General features: G+C 74.7%; 12 protein-coding genes. 3 read left to right on the plus strand and 9 right to left on the minus strand.

The window, feature by feature from the left end; translation table 11 throughout:
• Positions 1-9: 9 nt before the first annotated feature.
• The 6 genes from ACFPP6_RS10155 to ACFPP6_RS10180 form a co-directional block, all read right to left on the minus strand.
• Positions 10-807: a type III pantothenate kinase gene (locus ACFPP6_RS10155; RefSeq protein ID WP_382039307.1), complete on the minus strand. Its 798-nt coding sequence runs from the start codon at positions 805-807 to the stop codon at positions 10-12.
• Entirely contained in the window at positions 807-1,850 is a 1,044-nt protein-coding gene (nadC, locus tag ACFPP6_RS10160) for a carboxylating nicotinate-nucleotide diphosphorylase (protein WP_382039309.1), read from the minus strand. Before nadC ends, ACFPP6_RS10155 begins: the two co-directional genes overlap by 1 nt.
• Positions 1,847-3,559 (minus strand): L-aspartate oxidase, encoded by a 1,713-nt coding sequence (locus ACFPP6_RS10165; RefSeq protein ID WP_382039311.1) that lies wholly within the window; start codon positions 3,557-3,559, stop codon positions 1,847-1,849. Before ACFPP6_RS10165 ends, nadC begins: the two co-directional genes overlap by 4 nt.
• A complete protein-coding gene (gene panC, locus ACFPP6_RS10170) occupies positions 3,556-4,422 on the minus strand; it encodes a pantoate--beta-alanine ligase (RefSeq protein ID WP_382039313.1) in 867 nt (288 codons plus the stop codon). Before panC ends, ACFPP6_RS10165 begins: the two co-directional genes overlap by 4 nt.
• Positions 4,419-5,342 carry a Rossmann-like and DUF2520 domain-containing protein gene (locus ACFPP6_RS10175; RefSeq protein WP_382039315.1) on the minus strand — a complete coding sequence of 308 codons (924 nt, stop codon included), beginning with the start codon at positions 5,340-5,342 and terminating at the stop codon, positions 4,419-4,421. Before ACFPP6_RS10175 ends, panC begins: the two co-directional genes overlap by 4 nt.
• 142 nt (positions 5,343-5,484) lie before the next feature.
• A complete protein-coding gene (locus ACFPP6_RS10180; protein WP_382039316.1) occupies positions 5,485-5,823 on the minus strand; it encodes a hypothetical protein in 339 nt (112 codons plus the stop codon).
• 99 nt (positions 5,824-5,922) lie between these two features.
• Here ACFPP6_RS10180 and ACFPP6_RS10185 point away from each other — a divergent pair, with 99 nt between their 5' ends.
• A complete protein-coding gene (locus tag ACFPP6_RS10185; RefSeq protein ID WP_382039318.1) occupies positions 5,923-6,999 on the plus strand; it encodes a DUF5937 family protein in 1,077 nt (358 codons plus the stop codon).
• Between the two features lie 57 nt (positions 7,000-7,056).
• Here the strand turns inward: ACFPP6_RS10185 and ACFPP6_RS10190 are convergent, their stop codons facing one another.
• Together ACFPP6_RS10190 and ACFPP6_RS10195 are read right to left on the minus strand one after the other, a co-directional pair.
• Positions 7,057-7,737 (minus strand): response regulator transcription factor, encoded by a 681-nt coding sequence (locus tag ACFPP6_RS10190; RefSeq protein WP_382039320.1) that lies wholly within the window; start codon positions 7,735-7,737, stop codon positions 7,057-7,059.
• Between the two features lie 64 nt (positions 7,738-7,801).
• Complete coding sequence (locus ACFPP6_RS10195; RefSeq protein WP_382040116.1) at positions 7,802-9,007, minus strand: sensor histidine kinase; 1,206 nt, start codon at positions 9,005-9,007, stop codon at positions 7,802-7,804.
• 121 nt (positions 9,008-9,128) lie between these two features.
• Here ACFPP6_RS10195 and ACFPP6_RS10200 point away from each other — a divergent pair, with 121 nt between their 5' ends.
• On the plus strand, positions 9,129-10,157 hold the full coding sequence (locus tag ACFPP6_RS10200; protein WP_382039322.1) for an SAM-dependent methyltransferase: 1,029 nt from the start codon (positions 9,129-9,131) through the stop codon (positions 10,155-10,157).
• A gap of 22 nt (positions 10,158-10,179) precedes the next feature.
• Entirely contained in the window at positions 10,180-11,322 is a 1,143-nt protein-coding gene (locus tag ACFPP6_RS10205) for an NADH-quinone oxidoreductase subunit D (protein WP_382039323.1), read from the plus strand.
• A 118-nt stretch (positions 11,323-11,440) separates the two neighbouring features.
• Here ACFPP6_RS10205 and ACFPP6_RS10210 read toward each other — a convergent pair whose 3' ends face one another.
• Positions 11,441-12,457 (minus strand): hypothetical protein, encoded by a 1,017-nt coding sequence (locus ACFPP6_RS10210; protein WP_382039324.1) that lies wholly within the window; start codon positions 12,455-12,457, stop codon positions 11,441-11,443.
• Positions 12,458-12,478 lie beyond the last annotated feature (21 nt).

Raw genomic sequence — 12,478 nt, forward strand, 5'->3', positions numbered from 1 at the left:
GGTTGCGTCCTACGTGCGGGAGACGTTCCGTTCGTAGACCAGGCGCAGGCCGATCAGCGTGAGCCACGGCTCGTGTTCGTCGATGACGGACGCCTCGCCGAGCACCAGGGGCGACAGGCCGCCGGTGGCGATGACGGTGACGTCGTCCGGGTCGTCGGCGAGCTCGCGGGCCATCCGCTCGACGACGCCGTCCACCTGCCCGGCGAAGCCGTAGAGGATGCCGGACTGCATGGCCTCGACCGTGTTCTTCCCGATGACGCCGCGCGGGCGGGCCAGCTCGATCTTGCGCAGCTGCGCGCCCTTGACGCCCAGCGCCTCCACCGAGATCTCGATGCCCGGGGCGATCACGCCGCCCGTGTACTCGCCGCGGGCGCTGATCGCGTCGAAGGTGGTGGCCGTGCCGAAGTCGACGACGATGCACGGGCCGCCGTAGAGCTCGACGGCCGCGACGGCGTTGACGATCCGGTCGGCGCCGACCTCCTTGGGGTTGTCCATCAGGATCGGCACGCCGGTCTTCACGCCCGGCTCGACCAGCACCGCGGGCACGTCCCCGTAATAGCGGCGGGTGACCTCCCGCAGCTCGTGCAGGACGGCGGGGACCGTGGAGCAGATGGCGATGCCGTCGATGCCGTCCCCCAGCTCCTCGCCCAGCAGCGGGTGCATGCCCATCAGGCCCTGGAGCAGGACCGCCAGTTCGTCGGCCGTGCGGCGGGCGTCGGTCGACACCCGCCAGTGCTCGACGATCTCCTCGCCGTCGAACAGGCCGAGGACCGTATGGGTGTTGCCGACATCGATGGTGAGCAGCATCAGGCGGCTTCCTCCTGCGTGTCGTCCTCGTCGCGCTCCCGCAGGTCGAGGCCGATGTCGAGGATCGGGGACGAGTGGATCAGCGAGCCGACCGCCAGGTAGTCCACGCCGGTCTCGGCGTAGGCGTGGGCGTTGACGAGCGTGAGGCGGCCGGAGGACTCCAGCAGGGCGCGGCCCGCGACGAGTTCGACGGCCTCGCGGGTCTGCTCGGGGGTGAAGTTGTCCAGCAGGATGAGGTTGGCGCCCTCGGCGAGGACGGGCGGGATCTGGTCGATCCGGTCGACCTCGACCTCGACGGGCAGGCCCGGGAAGGCCTTCCGCACGGCCCTGAAGGCCTCGGCCACGCCGCCGGCCGCGACCACGTGGTTGTCCTTGATGAGTGCCGCGTCCGACAGGGACATGCGGTGGTTGACGCCGCCGCCGCAGCGCACCGCGTACTTCTCCAGGGCGCGCAGGCCGACCGTGGTCTTGCGGGTGTCGCGGACTGCGGCCTTGGTGCCGTCCAGCAGGTCGGCCCACTCGCGGGTCGCGGTGGCGATGCCGGACAGGCGGCACAGGAGGTTCAGGGCGCTGCGCTCGGCGGTGAGCAGGTCGCGGGTGCGGGTGCGGACGGTGAGCAGTTTCTGGCCGGCGGTCACCCGGTCGCCGTCCTCGACGTGCCGCTCGACCTCGAACTCCTCGGTGCAGACGACCGAGAGGACCGCCTCGGCGATGTGCAGGCCGGAGACGGTGCCGTCCTCGCGGGCGGTGAAGTCGCCGGTGGCGACGGCGTCGGCGGGGATGGTCGCCACGGTGGTGACGTCCTGGCCGCCGTCGAGGTCCTCCTCGATGGCGAGGTGGGCGATGTCCTCGATCTGCAGGGGGTCGAGGCCGGCCTCGGCGAGCAGCCGGGCCAGGTCGGGGTCGAGCCCGCACTCCAGCGCGTCCTCCGCGAACGTCTCACCGCAGCCACAGCCGTCACCGCAGCCGCCGGTGGCCGTCTCGAGGTTCACCTGGATGTCCTGGCCGATCTGGTGGAGGGGGAGTTCGTTCGGGGTGGTCACGTGGTGCTCCTCGGTTCGGCGCCGGTCGTGGGCGGGTCGGGCGTGACGGACGGGAAGGCCGCCGTCCCGGTGGTGGAGACCGAGAGCGTACGGTCCGGGCGCAGGGTCACCAAAAGATGCCGGCGCCAGGCGGTGTCGTCGCGGTCGGGGCGGTCCTCGCGCCAGTGGCAGCCGCGGGTCTCCTCGCGGCGGAGCGCGGCGGCGACGAGGACGCGGGCGACGAGCAGGAGGTTGGTGGCCTCCCAGCTCTCCGTGCCGGGCGCCTCCAGCGCGGTGGCGGCGTCCTCGTCGATGCGCGCCAGCTCGGCGGCCGCCCGCTCGAGGCTCTCCCTGGAGCGCAGGACCCCGGCGCCCTCCGTCATGATGCGCTGGATCTCGAGGCGGGCCTTCGGGCCGGCGAGCACCGTGCCGGCGGCGGAGGCCTCCGGCGGGAGGGCCTCCCCCGGACCGCTGGCCTCCCGCAGGCCGGCGGTCACGTCGGCGGCGATGCGCTCCGCGAAGACCAGGCCCTCCAGCAGGGAGTTCGACGCCAGGCGGTTGGCGCCGTGCACGCCCGTGCAGGCGACCTCGCCGCAGGCGTAGAGCCGGGGGAGGGTGGAGCGGCCGAGCAGGTCCGTGCGGACGCCGCCGGAGGCGTAGTGCGCCGCGGGCGCGACCGGGATCGGCTCCGTCACCGGGTCGATGCCGTGCGCGCGGCAGGCGGCGAGGATCGTGGGGAAGCGGTGCTCCCACATCTCGGCGCCGAAGTGGCGGGCGTCCAGGTACATGTGCTCGGCGCCGCGCTCCTGCATGCGGCGCGTGATGCCCTTGGCGACGATGTCGCGCGGGGCCAGCTCCGCGAGCTCGTGCGCACCGACCATGAAGCGGTGGCCGTCCGCATCGACGAGGTGGGCGCCTTCGCCCCGTACCGCCTCCGACACCAGCGGCTGCTGGCCCTCGGCGTCCGGGCCGAGCCACAGCACGGTGGGGTGGAACTGGACGAACTCCAGGTCGGACACCTCGGCCCCGGCGCGCAGGGCGAGGGCGACGCCGTCGCCCGTGGAGACGGCGGGGTTCGTGGTGGCGGAGAAGACCTGGCCCATGCCGCCGGTGGCGAGGACGACGGCCCGGGCCCGCACGGCACCCACGCCGTCGCGCTCGCCCTCGCCCATGACGTGCAGGGTGACGCCCGCGGCGCGGCCGTCCGCGTCCTTGAGGAGGTCGAGGACCAGGGCGTGCTCGATGGTCTCGATGCCCGCCGCGCGCACGGCGTCGACCAGGGCGCGGGAGATCTCGGCGCCGGTGGCGTCGCCGCCCGCGTGGGCGATGCGGCGGCGGTGGTGGCCGCCCTCGCGGGTGAGCAGGATGGCGCCGGTGTCGGCGTCGGTGTCGAACTGCGCGCCCGTGGCGATGAGCCGGCGCACCGCGTCGGGGCCCTCGGTGACCAGGGTGCGCACGGCCTCGTCGTCGCACAGGCCCGCGCCTGCGACGAGCGTGTCGTCCAGGTGCTGCCCGGGGGTGTCGCCCTCGCCGAGCGCGGCCGCTATGCCGCCCTGCGCCCAGCGGGTGGAGCCGTCGTCCAGGAGGGCCTTGGTGACGACGGTGACCTTCGCGCCGGCGGCGGCGCAGCGCAGGGCGACGGTGAGCCCGGCGACGCCGGAGCCCACGACGACCACGTCGGCGTCGACGGACCAGCCCGGCTTGGGGGCGTGGAGGCGTATGCCGGTCATCGCTCGGCTCCGAGCTGCAGGGGGACGTTGTCGATCAGGCGGGTGGTGCCGACCTTGGCGGCGACGGCCAGGACGGCTTCGCCCGCGTAGTCGTCGGGGACCTCGGTGAAGTCGGAGGGGTCGACCAGGGCCAGGTAGTCCAGGAGGACCGGGGGCTCCAGCTTCGCCGCTGCTTCCAGGATGCCGCGGGCGGCGCCGCGGACCGCGGCCGCGCCGCCGTCCACGGCCGCGGCACCGGCGAGCAGGGCCCGGGAGAGCTCCAGCGCCGTGGCCCGGTCGGCCTCGGAGAGGTAGCGGTTGCGGCTCGACAGCGCGAGGTTGTCGCCCTCGCGGACCGTCGGCACGCCGACGACCTCCACGGGGAAGTTGAGGTCGCGCACCATGCGGCGGATCAGGGCGAGCTGCTGGGCGTCCTTCTGGCCGAACAGCGCGACGTCCGGCGCGGTCAGGTGCAGGAGCTTGGCGACGACGGTGAGCACGCCGTCGAAGTGCCCGGGGCGGGAGGCGCCTTCCAGGCGCTCGCCCATGGGGCCGGCGGTGATGCGGACCTGGGGCTCCCCGCCGGGGTAGACCTCGTCCACGGAAGGGGCGAAGACGGCGTCGGCGCCCGCCTGCCCGGCGATGGCGAGGTCGGCGTCGAGGGTGCGCGGGTAGCGGTCGAGATCCTCACCCGCGCCGAACTGCAGCGGGTTGACGAAGACCGTGACGACGACCTGGCCGTCCGGCCCGGCCAGCCGGCGCGCTTCGCGGACGAGGGTGGCGTGGCCCTCGTGCAGGGCGCCCATCGTCATCACGACGGCGCGGCGGCCTTGGCGCGGGAGGGCCTTCAGCTCCTCGGCGTCGCGGGTGAGCTGGGTGGTCATGCGGTGCCTCCGTCCGCGAGGACGCCGAGCAGGTCCTCCGCCAGTTCCGGCTTGAGCAGGCCGGCCGCGAGGGCGCGGTCGGCGGTCGTACGGGCCATCGCCAGGTATCCCGGGACGGCCTGGGGGGCGTGGGCGCGCAGCTCGGCGATGTGCGCGGCGACGGTGCCGGCGTCGCCGCGGGCCACCGGGCCGGTCAGGGCCGCGTCGCCGCTGCGCAGGACGTTGTCGAGCGCGGCGCCGAGGAGGGGGCCGAGCATGCGGTCGGGCGCCCCGACGCCGGCGGTCCGCAGCAGGTCCATGGCCTGGGAGACCAGGGTGACCAGGTGGTTCGCGCCGAGGGCGAGGGCCGCGTGGTAGAGCGGGCGGGCCTCTTCCGCTATCCACTCGGGCTCGCCGCCCATCTCGATGACCAGGGCCTCCGCGGCGAGCCGCAGCTCGTCGGGTGCGGTGACGCCGAAGGAGCAGCCCGCGAGCCGGTCGACGTCGACCGGGGTGCCGGTGAACGTCATGGCGGGGTGCAGGGCGAGCGGCAGGGCGCCCGCGCGGCGGGCGGGGTCGAGCACGGCGGTGCCGTACCGGCCCGAGGTGTGCACGATGAGCTGGCCCGGGCGGACGGCGCCGGTCTCGGCGAGCCCCGCGACCAGGCCCGGCAGGGCGTCGTCGGGCACGGTGAGCAGGACGAGCTCGGCGCGCGCGAGCACCTCGGCGGGGGTGACGAGCGGGACCTCCGGGAGCAGGGCGGCGGCCCGCCGCACCGAGGCGTCGGAGACTCCGGAGGCGGCGACCGGGCGGTGCCCGGCGAGCCGGAGCGCGGCGGCGAGCGCCGGGCCGACGCGGCCCGTGCCGACGACGCCGACGGTGAGCCGGGCGGGTCGGTCCTGGGGGCTCGGGTGCTGCTCCGGATGGGTATGTGCGTTCACGCGGCGATGGCCTTCCGTTCCAGTCCGCGGCGGGTACCGGACGATTCCTTCGTCATGCTACGTGAGGCGCGAGGGGCGGTCCCCGGCCGTCCCCAGCCCTGTGGACAACGCTACTGGGGACCGGCGGGCCGGGGGCGTCGTGTCAGCACTCGGCCGGGCGGCCGCAGGCGTCCGGGACGCGGCGGCCGGTGTCCTGGGCCGGAGACGGCCGGACGGCCGACGGGCGAGCGGCTGCCGGGCGGACGGCCGGCGGGCGGACCGCCGCCGGGCGGAGGCGGGCGGCGGGGCGGAGGAAGCGGAACAGCCCCGCCCGGCGGGCGCGGCGGGCGGCCACCCGCTCGTCGACGACGGCCTGGAAGGCGCGCCAGGTGCGGAAGGAGCGGTAGGCCTCCACGTCCCCGGTGCCGGGGGCGGGCGGGGCCGACTCCCCGTGCTGGGCGGCGCGGTAGAGGTCGAGCATGTGCTGCTGGGCTGCGTTCATGTGATCCACGGTGCGCCGGTGGATGCGCCCTTGCCGCGTCGATTGACGAGAGCCGTCAAGTGACGGCCGGAGCCCAAAAGGGAGAGGCACGATGGGCGCATGAGCGTGGAGATCGACATCGCCGGACTGCCGCACGAGCGCATCCTTTTCACCCCGTCACCGCTGGCGGAGCTCGGTGCGATGCTGCACGTCCTGGCGGAGCCCGGCCACCACCCCGGGCTGCACGGCTGGGCCACGGCGACCGCCTCCGGGCTCCGGCCCGACCTCGCCGACCGGCTGACCGAAGCCGACTTCCTGTGGCGCTCGGCCCGCTCCGACCTGCTCCTGCCCGCCACGCCCCGGGCCACGCTCGCCGAAGAGCTCGACGACCTCGACCGCATGGACGACGAGAAGTTCGTGGCCGCGGCCTTCGAGGTCACCTGCAGCTCCGAGCGGCCCGAGCCCTCCCCGCTGGTCGACGCCGGGCAGCGGGTGCGGGTGCGCGAGCTGTCCGCCGCCCGCGGTCCGCGGCAGGCGCAGTTCACCGACCGCATGCTGGAGGACCCGCCCGCGCTGCGCGCCTGGCTGCGCAGGCTCCTGGAGGACTGCGAGGAGGCCTTCTTCGCCGACAACTGGCAGCGCGTACGGGTGCAGCTCGCCTCGGACGCCCGGCACAAGGCGGATCTGCTGCGGCGCAAGGGGCTCGCCGAGGCCATGACCGCGGTCTCCACGGCCGTCTCCCTCGGCGCGGGCGGCACGCGGATCGTCTTCGACAAGCTGCAGAACGGCCGGGCGACGGCCTGCGCGGACGGCCTGACGTTCGTACCGACCGCGTTCGGGTGGCCGCACCTCATCGTGCTGAACCGGCCCGGCTGGCAGCCGATGGTGCAGTACCCCGTGGCCGCGCCCGAGCTCCCGAAGGGCCCGGCCCTGCAGCTGGTGCAGCAGCGGATGGAGGCGCTCGCGCACCCCGTCCGGATGCGGCTGTGCCGCACGCTGGCCCGCGGCCCGCACACCACCAGCGAGCTGGCCACCGTCTTCGGCCTGACGCCGCCCGAGGTGTCCCGGCACATAGCCGTGATGAAGAAGGCGGGCCTGCTGACCACGCGCCGCCGCGGCCGCTACGTCCTGCACCAGCTGGACCTGCCGGTGGTGGCCCGCCTGGGAAGCGACTTCCTGGAGACGGTCCTGAGGTAGCGGGACCCGAGGTTCAGAGGCCCGGCCGCCACCGCCGGGCTCACCGCGCCCCGGGCGCTACTTCTGCGGTGCCCCGCCCCCGGCCCGGACGAGACCGCTCTCGTAGGCCAGCACCACCACCTGCACCCGGTCGCGCAGCCCCAGCTTGGTCAGGATGCGTCCCACGTGCGTCTTGACCGTGGCCTCCGAGAGCACGAGCCGCGCCGCGATCTCGCCGTTGGACAGGCCCTGCGCCACCAGCAGCATGACTTCGCGCTCCCGCTCGGTCAGGCGCCCCAGCTCCGTGCCGGCCGGCTCCTTCGTCGTGCTCGGCAGCATCGGGGTGAAACGATCCAGCAGCCGGCGGGTGGTGCTGGGCGCGACGACCGCGTCGCCGCTGTGCACGGCCCGGATCGCCCCGAGCAGCTCGGCCGGCGGCACGTCCTTGAGCATGAAGCCGCTCGCGCCGACCTTGAGCGCCGAGAACGCGTACTCGTCCAGGTCGAAGGTGGTCAGGATGAGCACCTTCGGCGGGTCCTGCTGGGCGCAGATCCGGCGCGTCGCCTCCACTCCGTCGAGCCGGGGCATGCGCACGTCCATCAGGACGACGTCCACCTCGGTGCCGGCCAGCACCTCCAGGGCCTCCGCCCCGTCCCCGGCCTCGGCGACGACCTCCATGTCGGGCTGGGCGGCCAGCACCATGCGGAAGCCGGTACGCAGGAGTACCTGGTCGTCGACGAGCATCACCCGGATGGACATGCAGATGTCCCTTCCCTCGGTCGGAGTACGGCGGCAAAACGTCCGACACCAGCAAACACCATGGTCAGCGACCGCCCGGCTTCACCGGCAGCAGCACGCTGATCCGGAACCCGCCGCCCGGACGCGGGCCCGCGTCCAGCGTGCCCCCGACCATGCCGACGCGCTCGCGCATCCCGATCAGGCCGTGGCCCATGCCGTCGGCGCCGCCCGCCTCGTACAGCTCGTGCTGCGCGCCCCGGCCGTCGTCCTCGACGAGCAGGCCGAGCCCGTCGTCGAAGTACGTCAGGCGGACGCTCGCACCGGCCTCGGGGCCGCCGTGCTTACGGGTGTTGGTCAGGGCTTCCTGCACGATGCGGTAGGCGGTCAGCTCCACGCCGCTGGGCAGCGGGCGGGGCGCGCCCTCGACCTCGTACTGCACGGGCAGGCCCGCGCCGCGCACCTGCTCGACCAGGTCGCCGATCTGCTCCACGTCGGGCTGCGGCACGTAGTCCCCGCCCTCGGTGGTGCCCTCCTCGGTGCGCAGGACGCCCAGCAGGCGGCGCATCTCGGCCAGCGCCTGGCGGCCCGTTCCGGAGATCGTCTCCAGGGCCTGCTTGGCCTGGTCGGGCGAGGCGTCGAGGACGTACGCGGCGCCGTCGGCCTGGACGACCATCACCGAGACGTTGTGCGCGACGACGTCGTGCAGCTCGCGGGCGATGCGCGCCCGCTCGGCCGTCACGGCCATCCGCGCCTGCTGCTCGCGGTCCTTCTCCAGGCGGGCGGCCCGCTCCTCCAGCTGGGCCCAGTACGCGCGGCGGGTGCGCATGGAGTCGCCGAGCACCCAGGCCAGGACGAAGGGGGCGGTGAGGAAGGCCAGCGAGATGAGCACGGAGCCGATCCCGCGGTCGACCAGCGGCCACCGGAGCAGGAAGAGCACCGGCGCGGCCAGCCCGCCGGCCAGCGCCAGGCGCGACGCCCAGCGGACGGGGCCGGAGGCGACGGTGTAGACGATCGCGAGCATCGCGATGTCGGCGATCGTGCCCTGGACGTCGGCCGCGAGCTGTGCGAGGCCGCTGGCGATCGCCAGGAACAGCATCGGCACGGGGGCCCGGCGGCGCAGGGCGATCACGAGGCTGAGGGTCACCACCGTGACGACGTTCACGGCCTGCTGGGTCCCCGACACGCCGTGTTCTTCGGCTGTGGCCAGCATGCTGATCCCGAACAGCAGGACGGCCCAGAAGGTGTCCACACCCGTCGGGTGCCTGCGGAGAAAGTCGTAGAGGCGGTGCACGTCACCCAGCGTAGGCATGCCGGGTACGTGCCGGGGTCAGCCCGGCGATCGATCCGGTGACGCTCCTTCTACTCCGCAAGGTGGAGGCGGCGTGTCCGCGAAGGGCGCATAGCGTGTGCGTATGGCAAGCGGAACGATGACATGGCGCGCCGCGACCGAGGCCGCGCTCTACGGTCCCGGCGGCTTCTACCGGCGCCCCGAGGGCCCCGCCGGGCACTTCCGTACCTCCGTGCACGCCTCCCCGCTGTACGCCGGAGCCGTCGCCGAGCTGCTGCGCCGGGTCGACGAGGCGCTCGGGCACCCGGCGGAGCTGACGTTCACGGACGTCGGCGCCGGCCGCGGCGAACTGCTCACCGGCGTCCTCGCACAGCTGCCGGAGAAGGTGACGGCGCGGCTGCGGCCGGTCGCCGTCGAGCGGGCGGCCCGCCCGGACGGCCTGGACCCGCGCATCACCTGGGTGGGTGACATCCCGGACGGCACCGAGGGTTTGCTGTTCGCCAACGAGTGGCTCGACAACGTGCCCGTGGACGTCGCCGAGACCGACGCCGAGGGCGTCGCGCGCCAGGTGCTCGTCCAGGAGGACGGCGAGGAGATGCTCGGCGAACCGGTCGCGGGCGGGGACGCCGCGTGGCTCGCCCGCTGGTGGCCCGTCCACGGCGCGCCCCCCGGCACCCGCGCCGAGATCGGGCACCCGCGCGACGCCGCCTGGGCGCGGGCCGTGGGCAGCCTGCGCGCCGGCCTCGCCGTGGCCGTCGACTACGCCCACGAGCGGGCCGGCCGCCCGCCCTTCGGCACCCTGGCCGGCTTCCGCGAGGGCCGCGAGGTGCGGCCGGTGCCGGACGGCTCGTGCGACATCACCGCCCACGTGGCCATGGACGCGTGCGCGGGCCCGGGCAGCGCCGTGCTGACCCAGCGCGAGGCGCTGCACGCCCTCGGCGTGGACGGCGGCCGCCCGCCGCTGTCGCTCGCCTCGAGCGACCCGGCCGCCTACGTCCGGGCGCTGGGGCGGGCGGGCGAGGCGGCCGAGCTCACCTCCCCGGCGGGCCTGGGCGCCTTCGGCTGGCTGGTGCAGCCCGTCGGCGAGGCCTGCCGGGGGCTGCTCCCGGGCCGTCCGGACCCCGCCCCGGACCGGGCCGGGCCGGAAGGCTGACAGACTTGTCCCCATGACCCCCATGACGGAGACGACAGTCGGCATCGGCGGTGCGGCGGAGAGCACCGACATGGTGCTCAACATCGGACCCCAGCACCCGTCCACGCACGGCGTGCTGCGCCTGCGGCTCGTCCTCGACGGCGAGCGGGTCCGCGAGGCCGAGCCGATCGTCGGCTACATGCACCGCGGCGCGGAGAAGCTCTTCGAGGCGCGCGACTACCGGCAGATCATCATGCTCGCCAACCGCCACGACTGGCTGTCGGCGTTCTCCAACGAGCTGGGCGTCGTCCTGGCCGTCGAGCGGATGCTCGGCATGGAGGTGCCCGAGCGCGCCGTGTGGACCCGTACGCTCCTCGCCGAGCTGAACCGGGTCCTCAACCACCTGATGTTCCTCGGCTCCTACCCCCTGGAGCTCGGCGGCATCACCCCCGTCTTCCACGCCTTCCACGAGCGCGAGGAGCTCCAGACGGTGATGGAGGAGGTCTCCGGCGGCCGCATGCACTACATGTTCAACCGCGTGGGCGGCCTCAAGGAGGACCTGCCCGCCGGCTGGCTGGGCCGGGCGCGGCACGCCGTGGCGCAGGTCCGCTCCCGGATGGACGTCTACGACCGGCTCGTGCTCGGCAACGAGATCTTCCGGGCCCGTACGCGCGGCGTCGGCGTGCTCACGCGCGAGACGGTGCACGCGTACGGGGTCAGCGGCCCCATCGCCCGCGCGTCCGGCGTCGACTTCGACCTGCGCCGCGACGAGCCGTACCTCGCCTACGGGGAGCTGCAGGACACCCTGAAGGTCGTCACCCGCGAGGAAGGCGACTGCCTGGCCCGCTTCGAGTGCCTGCTGGAGCAGACCCACAACGCGCTGGAGCTCGCCGAGGCCTGCCTCGACCGGATCGCCGAGCTGCCGCCCGGGCCGATCAACCAGCGGCTGCCGAAGGTCCTCAAGGCCCCCGAGGGCGCGACCTACGCGTGGACCGAGAACCCGCTCGGCCTCAACGGCTACTACCTGGTCTCGAAGGGCGAGAAGACGCCGTACCGGCTGAAACTGCGCTCCGCCTCCTTCAACAACATCCAGGCGCTGACCGAGCTGCTGCCGGGGACGCTGGTCGCCGACATGGTGGCGATCCTGGGGTCGCTGTTCTTCGTGGTCGGCGACATCGACAAGTAGACGTCGGCAAGGTCGGCAAGGTCGGCAAGGTCGGCAAGTGAGCATCGACGAGTGGACGAAGAACCCCCGGTGGGCATCCACCGGGGGTTTCGTTTCTGCGGGCCGGGTTGCGGACCGCCTACGAGGCGGCCGTACGCAGCTCGGCCACGTCTATCTGCTCGGTCTCGTCGTGCGCGGTCAGGTCGATGACGTCGTCCCCGGCGCGCTCGCCGTCTTTCCCGGCCTCCGCCTCGGCCTTGGCCTCGGCGAGCGCCTCCTCGCCGACGACGTCCGCGAGGTCCGTCTCCTCGACGGGGCGCTGGGCCGGGGCCGGGCGCTGGGTGCCGAAGAAGTCGAAGCCGCCCGTGGCACGGGAGGCGGGACGGCGGGCGGGGGCCTGCGGCACGGCGGCGCGGAGCACGGGCTTGAGGGCGGCGCCGGGCTCCGGCTGCTTGTCCTCGGTGGCCGGCTCGGCAGGCTTGCCCGCCTCGACCGGCTTGCCCGCCTTGGCCGACGACCCGGGCGCCCGCTCCGTACCCGGACGCGCTTCCGGGCGCGGCTGCGGCACGGCCTCGGACGCCGTCCGGGACGCGCTCGCGGGCTTCTGCCGGGGCAGGGCCGCGGGCTCGGCGGCGGACCCGGCGGCGGGCCGGGCTCCGGCCTTGGGCTCCGCTTCCGCCTCCGCCGCGCCGCCGCTCAGGCTGCGCAGCGCCTCCGCGGCCTTGCGGTACGCGGCCGGGTCGACGGCCGGGCCGGGCACCGTGAGCGGCGCGCCGGGCCCCAGTGCCGGAGCGCCGAGGGGCGCACCGCCCCGGGCGATCCGGCCGCTCTCCAGCGCGCTGGCCCGCCCGGTCTCGGCGGCGGCGTAACGGCGCAGCAGGTCGGCGTGCTCGGTGCGGAGACGGGCCAGCTCGGCGCGCTTGCCGCGCAGCTTGGACTCCAGCCGGGCCTTGGCCGCCCGGGTGTCCTCCAGGTCCGTCTCCAGCTCGGCTATGCGCTCCTCGGTCTTCCACTCGTCCCGCGTGCGGGCGGCGGTGAGCTGGGCGACCCGCCTTCCGGCGGAGCGGTCCCAACGGCGCATCAGCACGGCACCGACCACCGCGGCGGCGGCCGCCGCCGCGGCGAGGCCCCGGATGACGACCGTTTCACCTACCACCCAGGCACCGGCGGCGCAGGC

Source organism: Streptomyces aureoversilis (genome assembly GCF_042657885.1).
In the GTDB taxonomy this organism is placed as follows: Bacteria; Actinomycetota; Actinomycetes; order Streptomycetales; family Streptomycetaceae; genus Streptomyces; species Streptomyces aureoversilis.